23 protein-coding genes, 1 tRNA gene and 1 riboswitch are annotated in these 20,095 nt (G+C 75.8%); of the genes, 9 read left to right on the top strand and 15 right to left on the bottom strand.

Features of this window, described 5'->3' with window-relative positions:
* Positions 1-103: 103 nt before the first annotated feature.
* The 11 genes from AB2L28_RS17105 to AB2L28_RS17055 all read right to left on the bottom strand — a co-directional run bounded on the left by AB2L28_RS17105 (position 104) and on the right by AB2L28_RS17055 (position 11,316).
* On the bottom strand, positions 104-1,261 hold the full coding sequence (locus AB2L28_RS17105; RefSeq protein ID WP_370720205.1) for a GDSL-type esterase/lipase family protein: 1,158 nt from the start codon (positions 1,259-1,261) through the stop codon (positions 104-106).
* Positions 1,261-1,857, bottom strand: coding sequence for a TetR/AcrR family transcriptional regulator (locus AB2L28_RS17100; protein ID WP_370720188.1), 597 nt, complete (start codon positions 1,855-1,857; stop codon positions 1,261-1,263). The genes AB2L28_RS17105 and AB2L28_RS17100 overlap by 1 nt, the downstream gene beginning before the upstream one ends.
* A 41-nt stretch (positions 1,858-1,898) precedes the next feature.
* A complete protein-coding gene (locus AB2L28_RS17095) occupies positions 1,899-2,504 on the bottom strand; it encodes a response regulator transcription factor (RefSeq protein ID WP_370720187.1) in 606 nt (201 codons plus the stop codon).
* On the bottom strand, positions 2,501-3,754 hold the full coding sequence (locus tag AB2L28_RS17090) for a sensor histidine kinase (protein WP_370720186.1): 1,254 nt from the start codon (positions 3,752-3,754) through the stop codon (positions 2,501-2,503). Before AB2L28_RS17090 ends, AB2L28_RS17095 begins: the two co-directional genes overlap by 4 nt.
* A gap of 51 nt (positions 3,755-3,805) precedes the next feature.
* Complete coding sequence (locus AB2L28_RS17085; RefSeq protein ID WP_370720185.1) at positions 3,806-5,770, bottom strand: YcaO-like family protein; 1,965 nt, start codon at positions 5,768-5,770, stop codon at positions 3,806-3,808.
* Between the two features lie 7 nt (positions 5,771-5,777).
* Positions 5,778-5,951: a hypothetical protein gene (locus AB2L28_RS17080; protein WP_370720184.1), complete on the bottom strand. Its 174-nt coding sequence runs from the start codon at positions 5,949-5,951 to the stop codon at positions 5,778-5,780.
* 135 nt (positions 5,952-6,086) lie between these two features.
* Positions 6,087-7,187: a hypothetical protein gene (locus AB2L28_RS17075; protein WP_370720183.1), complete on the bottom strand. Its 1,101-nt coding sequence runs from the start codon at positions 7,185-7,187 to the stop codon at positions 6,087-6,089.
* Positions 7,184-8,248, bottom strand: a complete 1,065-nt coding sequence (locus AB2L28_RS17070; protein ID WP_370720182.1) for an ATP-binding cassette domain-containing protein — start codon at positions 8,246-8,248, stop codon at positions 7,184-7,186. The genes AB2L28_RS17075 and AB2L28_RS17070 overlap by 4 nt, the downstream gene beginning before the upstream one ends.
* A 95-nt stretch (positions 8,249-8,343) precedes the next feature.
* On the bottom strand, positions 8,344-9,111 hold the full coding sequence (locus AB2L28_RS17065) for an energy-coupling factor transporter transmembrane component T family protein (RefSeq protein ID WP_370720181.1): 768 nt from the start codon (positions 9,109-9,111) through the stop codon (positions 8,344-8,346).
* Between the two features lie 113 nt (positions 9,112-9,224).
* Positions 9,225-10,700 (bottom strand): ATP-binding cassette domain-containing protein, encoded by a 1,476-nt coding sequence (locus tag AB2L28_RS17060; RefSeq protein ID WP_370720180.1) that lies wholly within the window; start codon positions 10,698-10,700, stop codon positions 9,225-9,227.
* A 13-nt stretch (positions 10,701-10,713) separates the two neighbouring features.
* On the bottom strand, positions 10,714-11,316 hold the full coding sequence (locus tag AB2L28_RS17055) for an ECF transporter S component (protein WP_370720179.1): 603 nt from the start codon (positions 11,314-11,316) through the stop codon (positions 10,714-10,716).
* A gap of 51 nt (positions 11,317-11,367) precedes the next feature.
* Positions 11,368-11,472: riboswitch (TPP riboswitch) on the bottom strand.
* Between the two features lie 49 nt (positions 11,473-11,521).
* Between AB2L28_RS17055 and AB2L28_RS17050 the strand changes: the two genes are divergently transcribed.
* From AB2L28_RS17050 to AB2L28_RS17040, 3 genes are all read left to right on the top strand, one after another.
* Positions 11,522-11,662: a hypothetical protein gene (locus AB2L28_RS17050; protein WP_370720178.1), complete on the top strand. Its 141-nt coding sequence runs from the start codon at positions 11,522-11,524 to the stop codon at positions 11,660-11,662.
* Positions 11,663-11,678: 16 nt separating this feature from the next.
* Complete coding sequence (locus AB2L28_RS17045) at positions 11,679-11,981, top strand: DUF4235 domain-containing protein (RefSeq protein WP_370720177.1); 303 nt, start codon at positions 11,679-11,681, stop codon at positions 11,979-11,981.
* A 126-nt stretch (positions 11,982-12,107) separates the two neighbouring features.
* On the top strand, positions 12,108-12,281 hold the full coding sequence (locus AB2L28_RS17040; protein WP_370720176.1) for a CsbD family protein: 174 nt from the start codon (positions 12,108-12,110) through the stop codon (positions 12,279-12,281).
* Positions 12,282-12,296: 15 nt separating this feature from the next.
* On the opposite strand, the gene AB2L28_RS17035 is transcribed toward AB2L28_RS17040, so the two are convergent.
* Positions 12,297-13,274 (bottom strand): SDR family oxidoreductase, encoded by a 978-nt coding sequence (locus AB2L28_RS17035; RefSeq protein ID WP_370720175.1) that lies wholly within the window; start codon positions 13,272-13,274, stop codon positions 12,297-12,299.
* Positions 13,275-13,357: 83 nt separating this feature from the next.
* Positions 13,358-14,572 carry a serine hydrolase domain-containing protein gene (locus AB2L28_RS17030; protein WP_370720174.1) on the bottom strand — a complete coding sequence of 405 codons (1,215 nt, stop codon included), beginning with the start codon at positions 14,570-14,572 and terminating at the stop codon, positions 13,358-13,360.
* Between the two features lie 146 nt (positions 14,573-14,718).
* Between AB2L28_RS17030 and AB2L28_RS17025 the strand changes: the two genes are divergently transcribed.
* Entirely contained in the window at positions 14,719-14,985 is a 267-nt protein-coding gene (locus AB2L28_RS17025) for a hypothetical protein (protein WP_370720173.1), read from the top strand.
* Positions 14,986-15,036: 51 nt separating this feature from the next.
* Here the strand turns inward: AB2L28_RS17025 and AB2L28_RS17020 are convergent.
* Positions 15,037-15,110: transfer RNA gene (locus AB2L28_RS17020), tRNA-Gly, on the bottom strand.
* 87 nt (positions 15,111-15,197) lie between these two features.
* Between AB2L28_RS17020 and dcd the strand changes: the two genes are divergently transcribed.
* The 5 genes from dcd (at position 15,198) to AB2L28_RS16995 (ending at position 19,843) form a co-directional block, all read left to right on the top strand.
* Positions 15,198-15,773 carry a dCTP deaminase gene (dcd, locus tag AB2L28_RS17015; RefSeq protein WP_370720172.1) on the top strand — a complete coding sequence of 192 codons (576 nt, stop codon included), beginning with the start codon at positions 15,198-15,200 and terminating at the stop codon, positions 15,771-15,773.
* Between the two features lie 120 nt (positions 15,774-15,893).
* On the top strand, positions 15,894-17,174 hold the full coding sequence (locus AB2L28_RS17010; RefSeq protein WP_370720171.1) for an EAL and HDOD domain-containing protein: 1,281 nt from the start codon (positions 15,894-15,896) through the stop codon (positions 17,172-17,174).
* 109 nt (positions 17,175-17,283) lie between these two features.
* On the top strand, positions 17,284-17,706 hold the full coding sequence (locus AB2L28_RS17005; RefSeq protein ID WP_370720204.1) for an ankyrin repeat domain-containing protein: 423 nt from the start codon (positions 17,284-17,286) through the stop codon (positions 17,704-17,706).
* A gap of 141 nt (positions 17,707-17,847) precedes the next feature.
* Positions 17,848-19,170 (top strand): TrkH family potassium uptake protein, encoded by a 1,323-nt coding sequence (locus AB2L28_RS17000; RefSeq protein ID WP_370720170.1) that lies wholly within the window; start codon positions 17,848-17,850, stop codon positions 19,168-19,170.
* A complete protein-coding gene (locus tag AB2L28_RS16995; RefSeq protein ID WP_370720169.1) occupies positions 19,163-19,843 on the top strand; it encodes a potassium channel family protein in 681 nt (226 codons plus the stop codon). The genes AB2L28_RS17000 and AB2L28_RS16995 overlap by 8 nt, the downstream gene beginning before the upstream one ends.
* A gap of 30 nt (positions 19,844-19,873) precedes the next feature.
* Here AB2L28_RS16995 and AB2L28_RS16990 read toward each other — a convergent pair whose 3' ends face one another.
* Positions 19,874-20,053: a hypothetical protein gene (locus tag AB2L28_RS16990; RefSeq protein ID WP_370720168.1), complete on the bottom strand. Its 180-nt coding sequence runs from the start codon at positions 20,051-20,053 to the stop codon at positions 19,874-19,876.
* Positions 20,054-20,095 lie beyond the last annotated feature (42 nt).

Here is a 20,095-nt window from a genome sequence, read left to right as displayed (position 1 = left end):
TCTCCACTCAAGTTCGCGGACCGCCTCGGATCTGTCAAGCCGAGACTCCGTGAACTTGAGTCTGATGGGCTCAACCAGTGACGGGCCGGATGTGTTCCCGGGGTCACCGGCCGGGTGCAGCGCCGGCGAACGGGCCCCCGGCACCGAAGGCGAGGTCGGTGAACCGGCGCCCGACGAGGGAGTGCGCCGCGGTGTCCAGGTGCAGGGCGTCGGGCAGCGGGTGCTCGCGCTCGTCGGCCTCGCCGAACAGGTCGAGTCCGTCGAGGTGGTGCAGGTGGGGGTCGTCGGCGCGGGCGGCGACGACCTCGCGCAGCGCGTCCCGCACGACCCGCAGCGTGAGCCGCCCACCTGCGGTGTCCCCGGGCCGGCCCGTCGCCGTGAACCTCAGCTCGCCACGACCCAGCGCCTCGGGGTCGAGGGACCCCGGCCCCGGGGTGTCCTCGTGCAGCGCGCAGTGCAGCGGGGACAGGAGCAGCAGCGGCGTCGTGGGGTGCCCGTCCCGCACGGTGTCGAGGAACCCGTGGACGGCCGCGACGAACGTCCTGCGCCGCATGGCGTCGGCACCCACGACGTTGATGCCGAGCTTGACGCTGACCAGGTCGGCGGGCAGGTCCCGCACGACGCGGGCCAGGAACGGGTCGACCAGGGCGCTGCCGCCGAACCCCAGGTTCTGCAACCGCACCCCCGCCGCCCGCGCGGCGATCGCCGGCCACGTGCGGGTGGGGCTCGACGCGTTGGAACCGTGGCTGAGGGAACTGCCGTGGTGGACCCAGAGCGGTCCGGGCAGGGCCACCGGACCCACCGGCGCGTCGGCGCTCAGACCCGTGACGTCGACCTGTTCGAGGTGCGGCAGCCAGAACTCCACCACCTTGTCCCCGCCGGGCAGGTCGTCGACGACGACGTGGTCGCCGGGTCCGCGCGTCGTCGTCACCGTCCCCGTCCGCAGGTCGACGTCCACGAGGTCGCCGCCGGCCAGGACGTGGGTGGTGAGGAGTTCCCCGTCGACGAGGACGTCGACCGCCCCGCGGAGCCGTTGCGCACCACCGAGGGCCTGGCGCGTGGCGTGCACCCCGAGGTCCAGGCGCCGGGCGGTGGTCGCCACCACGACCCGGACGCCCGAGGGTTGCGCCTGGGCGGACAGCAGTTGCGCGTCGGCGTCCCGCGTCCGAACGGCGGGCGGCAACCGGTGCGGCCGCACCCCGCGATCGGTCGGCTGGACCTCCAGCGCACCGTGGAACAGCTCGGGGGTCAGGGCGTGCATCACGAGGACTCCTGCGGGGGGATCGGGTCGCGCGTGGACCAGTGCGACAGGACGAGGTGCAGCGAGCGCAGCAGTTCGCGCCAGGACTGCACCGGCGCCGGGGAGCTGTGGTCGAAGCTGCCGAGGCGTTCGAGGTCGAGGAAACCGCTGAGGGTGGCGCCGAGGAACCGGGTGGCGTGCACGCGGTCGGCCGGCGGGACGGGGTAGCCGAGCAGCACCGCCTCGGTGAGCCGGACGACCCGGCCCGCCGCGGGCGCCTGCACCGCAGCCGGTCCGGCCCGCCGGTGCAGCGCCTCCCAGCGGCCGGGGTGCTCGTGCGCGTAGGACCGGTGCGCCGCGGCGAAACCCGCCAGCGCCTCACCACCGGACCGGCCCACCACGGCGTCGGCCACGCGGTCGGCGAGTTCGTCGAGGGCGAGGACGGTGACGCCGTCACGCAGGGCGGCCAGGTCGCGGACGTGGCTGTAGAGGCTCGGCGTCCGCACGCCCAGCGAGCGGGCCACGGCCGCGAGCGTGACCGCACCCAGACCGTCGGCGTCGGCGAGCTGCGCGGCGCGCAGGACGACCGCAGAGGTGGACAGGGGAGGGCGGGACACGGTTCCTAGCGTACACAGGCGAGAACCTAACGGCAGTAGGTTCAGATCCAGCCGTTGCCCTGCGCGATGTTGACGGCGTCCGTCCGGCTCCGGGCGTGCAGCTTGTCGACGACCATCGACAGGTAGTTCCGGACCGTCCCCTCCGACAGCGACAGCCGCTGCGCCGCCTCCCGCACCGTGCAGCCCTCGGCGACGAGGGACAGGACCCCCGCCTCGCGCTGGGTCAGCGGGGAGTCGCCGCGCTGGACGGCGGCCGCGGCGAGCTCGGGGTGCAGGACCCGTCCGCCGGCGGCGACCCGGCGGATGCCGTCGACGAGGTCCTCCACCGGCGCGTTCTTCAGCACGAACCCGTCGACACCCGCGGCGAGCGCGCCGCGCACGGCGGCGGGCCGGCCGAGCGCCGTGAGGATGATGACCTTGGTCCCGGGCGCCTCCCGGCGGATCCGGGCGGCCACGGACACCCCGTCGCCGCCGGGCATCTCCAGGTCCAGGACGGCCACGTCCACGGCGGCCGAGCCCAGCGCGTCGAGGACCTGGTCCCCCCGGGCCACGGACGCGACGACCTCGAGGTCGTCCTCCCCGTCCAGCAGCGCGACGAGCGCGGACCGCACGATGTGCATGTCCTCCGCGACGAGCAGCCTGATCACAGCGGTTCCCCCTCCTCCTGAGCACGGGCGAGCACACCCACCGGCACGCGGCACTCCAACCGGAACACCTCCCGGCGCACCGAGACCTCCAGCGCCCCGCCGACGACGCGCACCCGTTCGCGCGCCCCGAGCAGGCCCGTCCCGTCGCCCCCGCCGGTGGCCGTGGCGGCGCCGTCGTTCTCCACCACCAGGTCGACGACCCGGGACGGACCGTCGGCCGCCGGCCCCACGGAGACCGTGCACCACGTCGCGTCGGCGTGCTTGACGACGTTGGTGGCCGCCTCCCGCAGGACCCACGCCACGACGTCGTCGGCCGCTCCGAGATCGGCCTCCAGGTCCCCGTCCAGAGCGGCGTCCACCTCGCAGCGCACCCCCGCGTCCGTGAGCAGGCGCACGGCGGCCGCGAGCTCGGTCCGCACCGTCAGCACCCGGTACCCGGCCACGAGGGCACGCAGGTCGGCGGCGGCCGCGTGGCTCAGCCCCAGGACCTCGTCGAGCTCCCCGGCCAGCGCCTCGCCGCGCCCGCCGCGCTGGTGCCGGCGGGCGAGCTCGACCTTCAGGGAGATCGCGGCCAGGTTGCGCCCCAGCAGGTCGTGCAGGTCGCGGGAGACCCGCACCCGCTCGGCGAGCACCTCGGCGTGCGCGAGCTCCGCACGCGCCAGTTCCAGTTCGCGGTAGGTGTTCACGCACCGCAGGACGAGGAACAGCAGCACGGACGTCGCGACGTAGCTGACGCCCGCGAACACCGACGTGCCCCACTCCGCCCCCGCGGTCCGGGTCAGGGCCACCTGGAGGACCAGCCCGGTCGAGGTGAGGACGAGGGCCGGTCGGGCCGACAGGAGTTCCAGCACGAAGCAGGCCGTCACCGCCGACCAGGCCAGCCAGCCGGACCCCAGGAGGAGCGCGGGGAGGTAGGCGACCGCCGCCAGCGCCAGCAGCGCCGAACCCCGGGACCGCACGCCGGACCGCGACAGCGTGCGGCGCAGCACGGCGACGGTGACGGCACCCGCCGTCACCGCGCTGACGCCGACCGCGGCGAGGGCGAGCGTCACGGTCGAGGGCGAGTCCGGCCGGACCCACGCGATCCGCCCCGAGCGCACGTCCCCGACCACCGAGACGGACAACCCCAGGGCGCACAGGAGGAACAGCACCACGGCCAGCGCCTGCAACCGGCGCGTCACGGTTCCCCCCACCGGCAGGACGCGGCGCACCCGTGCCCTCCGGGTGCGGGCAACGGTGGGGGGACGCACGCCCGACACCGTATCCCGACACCGTGTCCCGCCGAACCTCCCGCGGAACGCTCAGACCGGCAGGTCCCAGGGGTTCACGTCGACGGGGACGGCGGCACCCGCCGGCCGGCGCCACGGCCGCAACTGCGGGCTCACGACGCGGACGACGGGAACCGCCAGCCGCGGGTGCGTGAGGTCGACGAAACCCACCTCGCAACCGGCGGCGGCGAGCCGGGAGTTCCAGTCCACCAGGACGTCCGGGCCGCCGGGGACGGGGGTGGTGCGGGGCCGCCCGTGCGGGAGCAGGTGCGGGTGGTCCTCCACGTGCTGCCCCTGCCAGGCGGGGGACCCCGCCCCCGTCAGGCCCAGCTCGTCACCGAACTCCAGGCAGCCGAGGACCTGCAGCAGTTCCTCCCCCGCGCGCACGACCGCCTCGGCCGGGGTCGGTGCCGCGCCGAAACCGAGCGTCGCACCGGTGCCGTCGGGCAGCACCGAGACGGCGACGGCGGTGGGGATCCCGGCGCGGTGGGTGAGGTCGAGGAACCACCCGCGGCGGCCGTGCGCGGCGAGGTCGGCGGTGATGCCGCCGGGGTCGGGGTGGGCGGCGCCCGGTCGTGGTTCCCGGGACCACCACCAGGCGGCGACGGCGTCGCGTTCGACGAGTTCGGCCAACCCGCGGCGGACGGCGTCGGCCGTGTCCCGGCCCGCGGCGCACCCCGTCGAGTCCGGCCGGGCCGCCGCGACCGCCCACTGGTGCGGGTGACCGAACGTCACGGCCGCGGCCGGGACCCAGGCGCCGGTCCAGGACCCGTCGGGAACCGCGCGCACGCGACGGAACTCCGTCGCCTCCTCGTCCCGCCACGCCCCGTTCCCGGCCGATCCCGGGAGGAGGACCCGCGAACCCGCGGCCCGCAACGCGGTCGCCGTCGTGACGACGGCGTCCGGATCGGGGCGCCACGTGGTGCTGAAACGTTCGACGGCCTCACCGAGGCACGCGGTGACGGCCTCACCGTCCGTCCGGCCCGCCCCGAACGCCGTCGCCCGGCGCCCGTGCGCGCCGGCGCCCGCGGACGGTGCCCGGAGGGGGTGGGTGGTCGTCGCCAGGAACCGCCCCGCCGCCGAGCGCCGCACCCGCGGCCGGTCGAGGAAACCCGTCAGCCCGGACACGAAACCGTCGAGCCGGCGGACGAGGTCGACCTCGGTGGTCGAGGTGGTCGCGCTCGAGCCGGCGCAGGGCAGGACGGGGTGGACCACCACCTCGGCCGCACGCAGGCGCAGTTCCCGGATGCCGGCGCGCCACGGGGTCGAGGGGGCGGGCACCGGTGCCGAACCGGGACCGGCGAACTCCTCGAGGATGCCGTCGACCACCGCAGCGACCGCGCCGACCGCAGCGGCGCGCAGGACGGCACCGCCGGTTCCGACGGGGTGGGCGGCCCCGGCGAGGTCCGGTTCGACGTTGCCCCGCAACGCCTCCACGAGGCACGAGGGGCAGGCACCCACGGGACGGTGCCCTCGACCCGCGGCGATGAGCGGACCGATCCAACACCTCCCGGCACCCCAGCGGACCAGCAGCACGGCGGACCGGCCGGCCACCTCCGTCAGCCGGTCGGGCAACCGCGGGTCGGCGTGGTCGTCGCAGGTGAGGACGACGAGGTCGGCGGTCCCTGCGGTGGTACCGGCGCTCGGGCTCCCGGGGGCGGTGAGGACGGTGCGCAGTTCCGCGGTGGCGCTGCGGCCGATCCCCTCCACGGCGACGGTCGGGCGGGGACCGCCGGGGGTGCGGACGAGGACACCGCTGCGCACGAGGTCGGCCAGTTCCACGGCCAGGTCCGCCACCTCGTCGGGGCGGACCCCGAGATCGCCCAGCAGTTCCTCGGTCGCGAGACCACCGCGGTCGCGCAGCAGTTCCAGCACGTGGGCGGGGCGGTCCGGAACCCGGACCCGCCCCTCGTCGTCGTCGAGCAGGAAACCCCCGCCGGGGTCGCGCAGCAGACGCCACGGCCCTCGCGGCGCGAGTCCGCGAGGGCCGTTCGTCACGGTCGGCTCACTCGTCGGTCTCGGCGGGCCAGCACAGGCATAACGGGCTGGCCAGCGGGGGCGGGGTCGTCCGCCGGCGCACCGGGTCCGAGGGGGCCGCGGCGAGGAGACGGTCGAGTTCGGCGTCCAACCCGGTGCGCGGTCCGGGTCCGGTGCTGACGCGTTCGGTGGTCACGTTCACGAGAACCCCCTGGGAACTGCCGGTCGGTGCGGACGTGGCGAGCCTGTCCCCCACCACGCCGCGGCGGCAGTGCGCCGCTCACCGTTCGCGGGTGCGTTCCTCACGGTCGGTCGACCGGCTGTCGGGGCCCACCCGTCAGCGCCGCGCCGTCCGCGCGCAGATCCCCGCGAGAGCGGCCCACGCCGCGACGGAGACGGCCGTCAAACCCGCCGCGGCGAGCAGCGCCGGAGCCGCGGGGCCGCCGGCGAGCGCCGCCCGCACCCCGTCGGCGAACCACGCGGTCGGGGTGAGGCGCAGGACGGCGTCGGCGGCGGGCGGCAGCACGGACGCCGGCAGCAGCACCCCGCCGAACAACCCGACGAGGACGGCGAGGACCCACAGCACCGGGCCGGTCTCGCCGCCGGTCCGCAGCAGCCCGCCGGCCAGGGCGCCGACGGCGGTGCCGGCGGCGGTCCCGGTCGCGGCGAGCAGGACGAGCAGTGCGAGGGTCCTGGCGCCGGGCAGGTCGGCGGCGGTGAGGACGACGACGGCGGGCACGACCAGCAGCAACCGCGAGGGCAGCAGGGCACCGGCGAGCCGCGCCGCGCGCACCCCGCGGACGGTCGTGGTGCCCGTGACCAGCCCGAGCGTCCCGCGGCGCCGCCAGGCCCGGACGCGGCCGGCGGTGCCGGGCAGCGCGAGGACGACGGCGGTCAGGACGAGCACCGCGGGCAGCAGCTGACCGTCGAGGCCGTGGGTGGCGCGGCCGTCGGGACCGACGACGTGGACGGTGCGACCGGGCAGGGCGCCCTGGACCGTCTCGACGAGGTCCGCGACCTCCCACGTCGCGGTGGGGGCTACCCGCACGAGGACGGGGCCGCCGGCGGGCACGCTGACGGTGGCGTCGACACCGGGGCCGGGGGCACCGGGGACGGCGGTGGAGCCGCCCGCGCCGGTCGGCCGGCCGACCTCCTCCCCGGCGGAGGCGAGGGCCCGCTCGACGGTGGTGGCGGCGGGCGGGGTGCCGGCGACCTGCACGACGCGGGGGTCCTCGGAGGCGGCGAACCGCCCCAGGAGGAGGGCCAGGACGAGCACGAGGAGCGGGGTGAGCACCGCCTGGGCCAGCAGCGGCCGGTCCCGCAGCGACTCGCGGAGCGCCGCACCGGCCGGGGAGAGCCTGCCGGGGCAGCGCCGGCGCGGGGAGGGGGCGGGCGGGTCGGGACGGGCGTCGTGCCCGGTCGTCCGGGCCAGGCTCACGGGGTTCCCCGGGGGTCCGGGGGCCGGACGTCGGCGGGGCGCCGGTCGGCGGTGGCCCGGCGGACGGCGTCGGCGAGCGTGGCGTCGTGGTGCCGCACCTCCCGCAGGGTGGTCAGCGCGGCCGTCAGCGCCCACCACCGTTCCGGGGCGACGTCGGGGACGTCGACGCGGGTCAGCTCCCCCACGCGCTGGAAGGTGGCGCCGGGCAGGGTGGCGGCGAGGGAGCTGGCCTCACCGGCGTCGCCGACGAGGGCGCTGACCCCGCCGTGGGAGGCGAAGCGGTCCACGACGTCGCGGGCGGGGGCCGCGACGACGAGCCGGCCCCGGCGCAGGACGCCGACGCGGTCGCAGGCGGCCAGCAGCGCCGTCCCGTCGGCCGTCTCGAGGACCTCGGGTCGTCCGCCCGCGACGACGGCGGTCCCGCCGCCGGCGCGGTGCCGGCGCAGGAGGGCGGCCAGCGCGGCCCCCGTCCCCGGGGCGGCCCCTCCGACGGGTTCGTCGCACACGACGACCGGTGCCGCACCGGCGAACGTCACCGCCAGCTGCACACGCTGCCGGTGGCCGTGGTCGAGGCCGCGGACGAGCCGGTGCGCGGCCCCGGTCAGGCCCGCCAGGTCGAGCAGCTCACCGGTCTCGGCCCCCGGCCGGCTGCGCAGACCGGCCCACAGCGACAGCGTCTCCTCGACGGTGAGGTGGTCGAACAGGGCCGCGTGCGAGGGCAGGGTCGCCAGGTCGTCGTCGCCGGCCCCGCCGGCCGGGTCCCGTCCCAGGACGCGGACGACGCCCTCGCTGGGGCGGGTGCGGCCCGACAGGACGGACAGCAGCGTGGACGTGCCGGCCCCGCGCCGCCCGACCACGGCGAGCACCTCACCGGGGCGCACGTCGAGGTCGACGCCCTCCAGCAGCGTGACGGTCCCGTCCCCCGGGAAGGGGGGCCCGGACCGCACGTGGACGCCGAGCGCCGTGATCGCGGGCGCAGACCGGTGCCGGTCCCCCGGCACCGCGACCGGCCCGGCGGCGTCCCCCACGCCGTCCGGCACCGGTGCGCTGCGTCCCGCCACGCTGCCCGACCCCCTGCCCTCCCCCGAGCGGCACCGCACGGCACGGGCCCTGCGGTCAGCCTGTCCGTCGGCCGCGGCGCGCGGTAGGTCACCCGTCAGCTCGTGGACGTGAGGAACGCACCCCCCACCCGCAGCAGCAGCGGCACCGCCGCGACGGCGGTCCCGGCCAGCAGCAGGACGGTGTCGGCCCGCCGCCACGGGGCGGGCAGGGCCCAGCTGCGCCGGCCGGCGCCCTCACCGGCGAACCCGCGCGCGTCCATCGCCAGCGAGACGCGGCCCGCGCCGCGCACGGCGTCGACGAGCAGGCCGAAGGACGTGGAGGCGGCCCAGCGGACCCGGCCGGCGGGACCGCGCCCGGGGCCCAGACCGCGCACGCGCCGCGCGGCGGCGACCTGGTCCCAGGAGTCGACGAGGGCGTCGAGCCTGCCGAGCGCGACGACGACGGCGACGACGACGCGGCCCGGCACGCGCAGGCGCTGGGCGAGGTGGTCGCCGACCTCGGCGGCGTCGAGCCAGCCGAGCAGCAGGGCACCGGGCAGGACGAGGACGACGAGGCGCAGGGCGGCGGTGAGCGCCGTCCACAGGGGATCGGCGCTGTCACCGGCGAGGACGGTGGACCAGCCCACGGACAGCGCCGCCAGGGCGAGCGGCAGCAGTCGCCGCACCGCGGCCCGCACGTCGCCGACGACCAGCGGCAGGCAGAGCGCCTGCACGGCAAGGGCTCCGGCGGCCTGCCACCAGTCCCGGACGGCGAAGGCACCGGCGGCGCACAGCACGGCGACGGCCAGCAGGGGCAACGGGCCGCAGTGCCGGACGACGGGCCCGGGGCCCGCGCCCCGGCGTTGCGCGGCGGTGGTCGGCACCCCGTCGTCCACAGCTGCGCCCACACCCTCGCCCACACGCTGCACGGCGGTTCCCACAGGGTCGTCCACAGTGCTGTGCACAGAGGTGTGGACACCGTCGCGCCCCCCGCGCCTCACGCGGCCACCTCCGCGGGGACGCCGCGGTGCAGCCGGACCGCCGTCCCCGCGCGCGGCCCCAGCGCCCCGAGCAGCGGGCCGTCGTGGGTGCCGACGGCCACGGCGGCACCGTCCCGCACCGCCGCGGCCAGCAACCCGGCCACGACCGCCCAGGTCCCCCGGTCCTGCCCGACGGTCGGTTCGTCGGCCACGACGAGGGCGGGGCCCGCGGCCAGGGCACCGGCCAGCGCGAGCCGGCGCTGCTCCCCGCCGGACAGCCGGAAGGGGTGGGCGTCGGCGAGGCCGGACAGGCCCAGCAGCTCCAGCAGCGCCTCCCCGCGGCCGGTGTCGCGGCCCAGGACGATGGCGGTGACGGCGACCTCGGCCCGCACGGTCGCGGCGACGAAGGTGTGCTCGGGGAACTGCGGGACCCAGCCCGCCCGGGCGGCCAGCTCCCGGGACGTCCAGGTGTGCGGGGCCCGCCGCCCGCGTCGGCCCGCGAGCGCCGGCGCGGCGAGCAACCGCCCCGACGTGGGGGCGGCCAGACCGGCCAGGAGGGCGAGCAGGCTCGACTTGCCTGCCCCGCTGTCGCCGGTGACGGGGGTGAGCGCACCGGTCGGGAGGGCGACGTCCACCCCGCTCAGGACGGTGGCCGGTGGCCGGGGTCGCAGGCCGCGGCGGGTGCGCACGAGCCCCAGGCCCTCCCCGTGCAGGACGTCCCCGCCCCCCGGGTCCAGGGCGGGGGTGAGCAGCCCGGCCGGGACGTCGAGCGGGGTGGGGGCCGCGACCCCGGGCCACCACAGGTCGCCCGTCCCGGTGGGGGACCGCCCCGCGGCGGCGGCCGGCCCGTCGTGCACGACGTCGCCACCGGCACCGAGGACGACGACCCGGTCGACGTGGGGGGCCCAGCCGGCGACGTCGTGGTCGACGACGAGGAGGCCGCGGTCCCGGCCGGCCGCGTCCAGGACGGCCGCGCGCACGGCGGCCGCGGTGGGCGCATCGAGCATGGAGGTCGGTTCGTCCAGGAGCAGGACGGCCGGGTCGGCGGCCAGCGTCCCGGCCAGGGCGAGCCGCTGGCGCTCACCGCCCGACAGCGTCCGCACCTCCCGGTCGCGGCCGGCGGGGTACCGGGCGGCCGCGTGCGCGCGGGCCACCCGCCGCCAGGTGCCGGGCCGGTCCAGGCCGGCGTTCTCCGGGCCGAACGCGGTGTCCCGGCCCGCGGTCTCGGCCACGAGGGCGTCGAGGGGGTCCTGCACGAGCAGCCCGACCTCCCCCGCGAGCGCCTCCCGGCCGTCGAGGCGGACGTCGCCGCGGGCCTCGACGTCCTCTTCGAGCAGCCCGGCCAGGGCCCGCAGCACGGTCGACTTGCCCGCGCCGCTGGGCCCGGCGAGCAGGACCCGCTCGCCGGTCGCGACGTCGAGGTCGACGTCGCGGACCAGCGTGCGGCCGGCGGGGGTGGTGACGGTCAGCCCGCGCAGCGCGAGGTCGGGCACGGCCGAGCGCCGGTCAGCCGCGGTGCTCGCGCCCGGCGGGGAACGCCGAGAGGGCACCGGTGCGGGCCAGCGACCGGACGAGGGCCCAGCCCCCCAGGCCCGCGACGAGAGCGCCGGAGACGGCGAAGCAGGCCACGTACAGGACCTGGAACCCGAGGGTCCAGGCGCCGGCGTAGTAGGCGAACAGCTCGTACACGCCCTCCAGGACGGCGGCGAGCACGCCGGCGAGCACGGCGACGGCGGGGCCGAACCGGCGCCAGGCGAACAGCGCCACCGCCAGCTCCACCCCGATGCCCTGGATCGCGCCGGAGACGAGCACCCCGGTGGACCAGTGGCTGCCCATGAGCGCCTCGACGGAGGCGGCCGTCATCTCGGCGAGCAGCGCCGCCCCCGGTCGGCGGACGACGAGCGCCGCCACGACCGCGGGCAGCAGCCAGACGCCGGACAGGATGCTCTGCACGAACGGGACGGCGGCGAACAGCGGGGTGAGCGAGGTGTAGAGGATGCCCCAGCCCCAGAACACGACGCCGAAGGCGACGCCGAGGACGGCGGCGGTGAGCAGGTCGACGGTGCGCCAGCGGTGCGCGGCGCGCGAACGGTTGAGCGTGGTGCTCACGGTGGTTCCTCCTGGTCCCAGGAGGGGGACGGGCGACCACGGCGGTCGCACGTCGAGGACGTCCCGACTCCCTACGCCGGTGTGAACCGGATCAGGTTCGAGGGTCTGCGGATCCCCGCACTCTCAGCGCCCCACGGCGCTCCCCTGTCGTTGCCCGGCGAGGGTACCCCGGCACGGCGTTCGACGGTGCGGGGAGGATGGCCCGGTGCTGCGGATGATGCGGGGACCGGACGGTGGGCCGTCGCGGGCGGTCAAGCTCCTGACGCTGGTGGTCGTGCTGGCGGTGCTCGCCGGCAGCGCCGCCGCGCTGACACCGGTGCTGGGCTGGCTCCTGGGTCTGCTGTAGGGCAGGGTGCGTGACCATGAGCTCGATCGTCTGGAAGTTCGCCGGGCCCGGCGCCGGCATCCTCGCGACCGCGGTCGCGAGGCGCGTCACGAAGAAGGTCTGGGTCGCGGTGACGAAGTCGCCGCCGCCGGAGAACCCCGAGGACCCGGACGTGGCGTGGCGCGAGGCGGTGGTGTGGGCGCTGGCCTCCGGCGCCGTCATCGGCATCACGCGGCTGCTGGTGGAGCGGCAGGCGGCGGTCTGGTACCGCAACAGCTTCGGCGAACTGCCCCCCGGTCTCGGCCCGGGCACCGACGGCGAGGTCGAGAAGTACTCCTGACGCGTTCACGGGGTCGTGGGGTGCGGTGAGGCGACCCCACCCGGCGGCGTCCCGGGTGCGGTCCCGCGGCAGTGGTGCTGCAGTGGGACCGCACCGGGAGACCCCCGGTCACCGAGGAGGGTGAACATGAGCGCCACCGACAAGATCAAGAACGCCGCCCAGGACGTCTCCGGCCGGGCCAAGGAGGCCGCCGGCGGCGCCACGGACGACAGCGAACTGCGCGCCGAGGGCCAGAAGGACCAGGCGGCCGCCGACCTGAAGCAGCGCGGCGAGCACGTCAAGGACGCCTTCAAGGGCTGACCCCCCGGCTGAGCCTCAGCCGAACCGCTCCACGAGCCGGTCCTGCCGGGCGTCGACGTCGGGGTCGACGACCTGCAGGTCCGGGTGGGCGTCGTGGTGGGCGACGATCTCCTGCGCGCCCTGCGCGAAGCTCGTCGTCGCCGCGAAACCCGGGACCAGCCGCTTGAGCACGCTGTTGTCGAACACCACCGAGTGCGCCTTGTCGCCCAGCAGGCCCGGCCCCCGGTCGGGCGCCTCCCGCGCGATGACGTCGCTGGGCACGTGCACGAGCTGCGGGTCCTGGACGCCGGCCGCCGTGGCGAGGCGACGGGCGATCCCGTCCCACGTCAGCACCTCGTCGGAGGTGATGTGCACGGCTTCCCCGGTCACGGCCGGTTCGCCGAGCAGCGGGACGAAACCCTGCGCGAAGTCGGTGGTGTGCGTCAGGACCCACGTGGAGGTGCCGTCCCCGTGCACGACGACCGGTTTGCCCCGCCGCATCCGGTCGACCGCCGTCCAGCCGTCGTCGAGCGGGACCATCGTGCGGTCGTAGGTGTGGCTGGGCCGCACCAGCACCGCCGGGAACCCGTTCTCCCGCCACTCCCGGGTGAGCAGCTCCTCGCAGGCGATCTTGTCCCTGGAGTACTGCCAGAACGGGTTCCGCAGCGGCGTCGACTCCGTGATGGGCAGGTGCCCCACCGGTTTCGCGTAGGCGCTGGCGCTGGAGATGAACACGAACTGCCCGGTGCGCCCGCGGAACTGCTCGACGTCCGCGGCGACGTGCTCGGGGGTGAACGCCACGAAGTCGACGACGACGTCGAACGTCTCGTCCCCCACCGCGTCCCGCACGGCGGCGGGATCGCGGCCGTCGGCCGTCAGGGTCGTCACCCCCTCGGGCAGCCGGCGTCGGCCGGAGCCGCGGTTGAGGACGGTCAGGTCGATCCCCCGCCGGACGGCGAGGTCGGCACAGGCGGAGCTGATGGTTCCGGTGCCACCGATGAACAGGACGCGCACGTTTCCTCCCGTCGTCGCCCGACGACCCCGTCGGGTGCCCCCACCCTAGAGGCCGTTTCCGGCACCGACACCCGCCGGGGGTCTCACGACCGGCCGTCGCAGACGGCGGCCTCCACGGCCGCGTTGACGTCCGAGAGGTCCTCCAGCGTCCGCGGCAGCGCCGTCACCGCGACCACGACGGACCGGCCGTCGGACGTCACGAGGTTGCGCGTCTCGTAGCCCTGGATGTCACCGCCGTGCCCCCACGCCTCGACCCCGCAGCTCAGCGTGCGGTGCGCCAGGCCCAGCCCGTAGCTCCAGCCCGGTTCGGGTTCGAACTCCGCGGCCGGCACGGTCTGCAGCAGTTCGGCCCGCTGCGCGGGGGCGAGGACGTCGGAACCCTCGGCGCCGTCCGCACCCAGGACGGCGGCCTGGAACCGCGCCAGGTCGGAGGGGGTGGAGACGAGCTGACCGGCGGCCCAGCCCAGGGAGGGGTCGGTCTCGGTGACGTCGGTCCACGGCGCGTCCTCCCCGGCCGCGAGGTACCCCCGGGGGTGCTCGCCGCGGATCCCCTGCTCCCCGGCCGCGGGCCAGTAGGTGTCCTCCAGCCCGAGCCGGTCGATGACGCGCTGCGTGATCTGCTCCCCGATCGGCCGCCCCGTGACCCGCTGCACGAGCAGCCCGGCCAGCAGGTAGTTCGTGTTGCTGTACTGCCACGCCGTGCCCGGCGCGAACTCCGCCGGGGCGGCCAACGCGGCCTGCAGGAGCTGGGACGGCTCGAAGTAGGTGTGCCGGATGTCGAGCAGCGCGGTGTCGCCCCGGGTCACGTCGGCGACGACGGTGTCGTAGTCGGGCAGGCCGCTGGTCTGCTGCAGCAGCTGGCGGACGGTGATCGACCGGCCGTCGCCGCCGGGACCGCGGACGACGCCGGGCAGGTAGGTCTCGACGGGCGCGTCGAGGGAGACCTCCCCCTCCCCGACGAGCTGCAGGACCACGACCGCGGTGAAGGTCTTGGTGTTGGAGGCGATGCGGACGCGGCCGTCGGCGTGGATCGGGTCGCCCGTGGCGAGGTCCTGCACGCCGGCGGTGTAGTTCGTCACGCGGCCGTCGGCGTCGCGGACGGCGGCGAGGACGCCGGGGAACCCGTTCTCGCGGACGAGGTCGTCGAGCTCTCGCTGGACGGCGGCCGACCGCGGCGGGGCCTGGTGGGCCCCGGGCGCAGCGGTCGCGGCGGACGTCAGGCCCAGGGACAGGACGGCGGCGCCGGCGAGGGCGGCGGCGAGCGAGCGGCGGCGGGGACGGGTCGTCGTGGTGGTCACGGGTTCCTCCTGGTCTGGCGTTGCTCGGTGTGCTCCGAGCCTTCCCGGACCGCCCCGCCCGATCGATCCCGCGGGCTGGACGACCGGAGGTGGTGCAGGCACCACCTCGGCGCGCGCGGACGGCCGGGGGCCAGCACAGTGGGCGGGTGAGCGAGGAGACGACACCCCACGTGGACCCGCGCGACAACGCCGAGGTCCGCACCGTCCAGGAGTCCGGCAGCCGGGAGAACGCCCGCGCGTCCGACTCCGGCCCCGTGCCGAGCCCGGCCCGCGACCCCCAGGACCCGCTGGGCCAGGAGGACGACGTGGCCGACGGCACCGGTCAGGGCAACCCGATCGCCGGCGTGGAGATCAGCAAAGAGGACGCCGCGAACGCCGTGCCCGCCGACCAGGGGCCGGAGGGGACGCGCTGAGGCGGTGAGGAACGACGAAGGCCCCGGTCCACCGGACCGGGGCCTTCGCGCTGGAGCGGGCGACGAGAATCGAACTCGCACCATCAGCTTGGGAAGCTGAGGTTCTACCATTGAACTACGCCCGCGTGCCCTGCCGACGGGTCGAGCCCAGCAGGACTCGACCACTGTAACGGACGCCGGCGGGTGCTCGCACCGGCGGTACCGTGACGCCCGTGCTGCTCTCCGACCGCGACATCCGCGCCCAGCTGGACTCCGGGCGGGTCGCCCTGGACCCGTACGAGCCGTCGATGGTCCAGCCGAGCAGCGTCGACGTGCGGCTGGACCGCTTCTTCCGGCTCTTCGACAACCACAAGTACTCGGTCATCGACCCCGCGCAGGAGCAGCCCGAGCTCACCCGGCTGGTCGAGACCGCGCCCGACGAGGCGTTCATCCTGCACCCGGGCGAGTTCGTCCTCGGCTCCACGTTCGAGGTCGTCTCCCTGCCCGACGACATCTCCGCGCGGCTGGAGGGCAAGAGCAGCCTGGGTCGTCTCGGTCTGCTGACCCACTCGACGGCGGGGTTCATCGACGCCGGCTTCTCCGGCCACGTGACGCTGGAGCTGTCGAACGTCGCCACGCTGCCCATCACGCTGTGGCCGGGCATGAAGATCGGCCAGCTCTGCTTCTTCCGGCTGTCCTCCCCCGCCGAGCAGCCCTACGGCAGCGGCGCGGCGGGGTCGCGGTACCAGGGCCAGCGCGGCCCGACGCCGAGCCGCTCGGCGCAGGGGTTCCACCGCACCGCGGTCTGACCGGGGGGCGAGCCCACCCGTTCGGCCCAGTCGTGACGAAGAACGGTTCAGTCGCGCAGCGGGCGAGCCGTTGAGACGGGTGTGGAGCTCGCGGTGACGACGGACGGGGAGGGGACCGCAGTGGACGCGCACCCCCCGGCACCACCCGCACCCGCCGACCCCGCGCCCACCGGGGACGTCACCACCTGCGTCTCCCCCGTGCGCGTGGGCCGTCAGGGCATCTACGACACCGAGCGCCGGCTCGTCGCCTACGAGCTGCTGTTCCGCAACCACGGCCGGGCCAGCGCCGAGCTCGCCGAGGGCGCCGAGCAGGACCACGCGACGTCGCAGGTCATCAGCGCCACCTTCGGGGACTTCGGCGTGGGGCAGATCGCCGGCGACCGGTTGCTGTTCATCAACCTCACGCGGGGGTTCTTCACGGGCGCCCTGCCGATCCCGTGCTCCCCCGAGCAGGTCGTGCTGGAATTGCTGGAGAACGTCGAGGTCGACGAGGAGGTCCTTGAGGGGCTGCGCCGGCTGCGCGCCCGGGGCTACCGCATCGCGATCGACGACTTCATCGGCGAGGAGTCGCGGTTGCCGGCCGTCGCCCTGGCCGACTACATCAAGATCGACGTCGAGGCCGCCGGTGCCGACGTCGAGCGCGTCCTGGACCTGGCGCGCGCGCACAACCCGACGGCCCTCGTCGTCGTCGAGCGCATCGAGGACGACGAGCTCTTCGCCCGGTGCCTGGCGGCGGGAGCGGACCTGTTCCAGGGGTACGGGTTGCAGCGCCCCGTGACGCTGGAGGCCGTCAGCCTGACGCCGTCGCAGCTCGTGTGCCTGCGCCTGGTGCGCGCGCTCACCGGAGCCGACGCGCCGCTGCGCGAGATCGAGCAGCTCGTCGCCTCCGACCCCGCGCTCAGCCTGCGCGTCCTGAAGACCGTCTCGTCGGCCGCGGCGGGGACGAAGTCGGGCATCACCTCGCTGCGGCAGGCGATCGTCCTGCTCGGCCGCCGCCAGCTCTGCTCCTGGGTCGTCCTGATGCTCCTGGGCGGGGTGACGAGCGTGGACACCGAGGCCCTGACGATGGTGCTGGCCCGGGCGTCGGCCTGCGCACGGCTGGCCCCGCAGGACGCCGACCTCGCCTACACGGTGGGTCTGCTGTCCGGGGTCGCGTCGGTGCTGGGCATGCGCGAGGACGAGCTCGTCGACACCACCGGCGTCGCGCAGTCGGTGCGGGCCGCGCTGGTCCACCGCCGGGGACCCGCCGGTGGCGCCCTGCGGGCGGTCCTCGCGTACGAGGAGGACGACCCGTTCGTCATCACGGACGCCGGTCACGCCGTCTACGAGGTCTCCCGCGCTTATCTAACAGCTCTCAGTGGTGCGATGGTCACCGTGAGTTCCGTCCTGGACCGGCCCTGACGTCGGACACGCAACGGGCGTGCACTCCGCGCTCAGGCGGACCTACCCTGACGCCGTGACCAGCGAGCGGGAGGACCCCGGCTCCGGGTCGGCGGACGCCGGCACCGCGGTGGGTGCCGTCCCCGCGGGCCCCACCGACGAGGGCGAGGAACGCGCGCTCGCCCTGGCGCACCGCGTCTTCGAGCACGCCCGCAACGGGCGCGTCCGCGAGCTGTGCGGCTACCTCGACCTCGGCGTCCCGGTGAACTCGACGGACGCCGACGGCGACACGCTCCTCATGCTCGCCTCCTACCACGGTCACCCGCGCACGGTGCTGGCGCTGCTCGAGCGCGGCGCCGACCCCGACCGCACCAACGGCCGCGGGCAGACGCCGCTGGCCGGTGCCGTCTTCAAGGGCGAGGTGGAGGTCGTCGCCGCGCTGGTGGCCGCCGACGCCGACCCCTACCTCGGCACCCCCAACGCGCTGGAGGCCGCGCGCTTCTTCGCCCGCGAGGACCTCCTGGAGCTGCTCGAGGTCCCCGAACCCGACTGACCTCCCCGCCGCGCCCGGCGCGCACCGTTAGCCTGGCCGACGTCGGCGCGCCCGCGCCGTGCGCGGGCGGACCCGCGGTGGCACCAGGCACGGCGGAGGCAGCACGTGGCGCAGGCCCGCGCGACCCGTCGCCGTCACCGCGTGCTGCTCCACCCCGCCCAGGTCGTCGCCCTCGGCTTCTCCCTCGCCGTCGCGATCGGGACGACCCTGCTGTGGCTGCCCGTCGCCCGCCGCGGTGCCGGTGCGGCCACCTTCGTCGAGGCCCTCTTCACCGCCGTCAGCGCGCTGTGCGTGACGGGGCACGTCGTCGTGGACACCCGCGCGCACTGGTCCACGTTCGGGCTCGTCGTCATCCTCGCCCTGGCCCAGGTCGGCGGCTTCGGGATCATGACGTCGGCCTCGCTGCTGGGCGTCTTCGCCTCCCGGCGCCTCGGGCTGCGCTCACGGGTGCTGACGGCCACGGAGTCGCGCGGCCTGAACCTCGGCGACGTGCGCACCGTCCTGCTCGGCGTCGTGCGCGCCTCCCTGCTCGTCGAGGTCGTCGTGGCGGTCCTGCTGACCTCGCGGCTGCTCGCCGGCTACGACCGCACCATCGGCCAGTCGGTGTGGGAGGGGACGTTCCTCGCGATCTCGTCCTTCAACAACGCCGGTTTCGTGCTCCGCTCGAACAGCATGAGCGACTTCGTCGCCGACCCCTGGATGTGCCTGCCGGTGGTGGGGGCCTCGGTCATCGGGGGGCTGGGGTTCCCCGTCCTGCTGGAGCTGCGCAAGCAGTTCCGGTTCCCGCAGCGCTGGTCCCTGCACACCAAGCTGACGCTGGCCACGACCGTCCCCCTCCTGCTCATCGGGGCCGTCTTCCTCACCGTCAACGAGTGGCACAACCCGGCGACGCTGGCGCCGCTGGACTGGTGGGCCCGCCCCCTGGCGGGGCTGTTCCAGGCCTCGGCGACCCGCAGCTCGGGGTTCAACTCGATCGACGTCTCGGCCATGAACGGGGGGTCCTGGCTGGTCATGGACGTGCTCATGTTCATCGGCGGCGGCTCGGCCTCGACGGCCGGCGGCATCAAGGTGACGACCTTCGCCCTGCTCGCGCTCGCCGTGTACGCCGAGTTCCGCGGCGAACCCACGGTCACGGTGTTCGGCCGGACGGTGGCCGACCGCGTCGTGCGGCAGGCCCTGACCGTGGCGCTCGCGTCCCTGGGCGTCGTGGTGGTCGCCACGCTGGTCATCGTGGAGATGACCAGGGCCCCCCTGGACGCGGTCGTCTTCGAGGTGATCTCCGCCTTCGCCACGGTCGGGCTCAGCTCGGGGCTGCTGGTGCAGCTCCCGGAGTCGGGACAGGTCATCCTGGCCCTGTTGATGTTCCTCGGCCGCATCGGCCCGATCACGCTCGGCGCCGCCCTGGCGCTGCGCGAACGCACCCGCCTGTACGAGTACCCCGAAGGAAGGCCGATCATTGGGTAGCAAGCGTTCGGCTCTGGCCAGCCCCCGGTCGGTCGTCGTCATCGGCCTCGGCCGGTTCGGCCGCTCCCTGGCCCTGGAGCTCATGGAGGACGGGCAGGTCGACGTCCTCGGCATCGACAACGACCCGAGCCTCGTCGACGAGCTCGCCGGTTCCCTCACGCACGCCGTCGTCGCCGACTCCACCAAGGAGGAGGCGCTGCGGCAGCTGTCGGTGCACGAGTTCGACCGCGCGGTCGTCGGCATCGGCACCAACCTCGAGGCGAGCATCCTCACGGTCTCGACGCTGCTGCAGTTCGGCATCCGCAACGTGTGGGCGAAGGCGATCAGCGACTCGCACGCGCGGATCCTCACCCAGCTCGGCGCGCACAAGGTCATCCGCCCCGAGCACGAGATGGGCCAGCGCGTGGCGCACCTCGTGCGGGGGCGGATGCTGGACTACATCGAGTTCGACGACGGCTACGCGATGGTCAAGACGACCCCGCCGAGCCCCATCGTCGGCAAGAGCCTGGGCCAGGTGAAGCTGCGCAGCACCTACAAGGTGACCGTCGTGGCGCACCACCGCGCGGGCGGGGGGTTCACCTACGCCACGCCCGAGACGGTGCTCGCGGCCGACGACGTCATCATCGTGTCCGGGCAGATCCGGGACGTCGAGGCCTTCAGCGCCCTGTCCTGACGCACCCGCCACCGCCGCTGCACGGGGTGGTCACCGGTCCTGGGAGTCGGGGTTGTCCCGGCGGTCGACGCCGGGCAGGCGGCGGCGCTCGGGCTCGCCGCGCTCGGCGCGGGTCAGGTCGATGGTGGTCCGGCGGTCCACCCGGTGCCGGCGGTCCTCGTCGGACTCGTCGGACTCGTCGGCCCGCCCCGCCGCTCCTTCATCACTCACGGACTCAGCTCACCACGCTGCGTGCCCGCTGTCACGTTGCCC

It is taken from the genome of Kineococcus mangrovi (assembly GCF_041320705.1).
Taxonomy (GTDB): domain Bacteria; phylum Actinomycetota; class Actinomycetes; order Actinomycetales; family Kineococcaceae; genus Kineococcus; species Kineococcus mangrovi.
The sequence above is the reverse complement of the archived record's forward strand: the minus strand, read 5'-3'. Positions and strand labels throughout refer to the sequence as shown.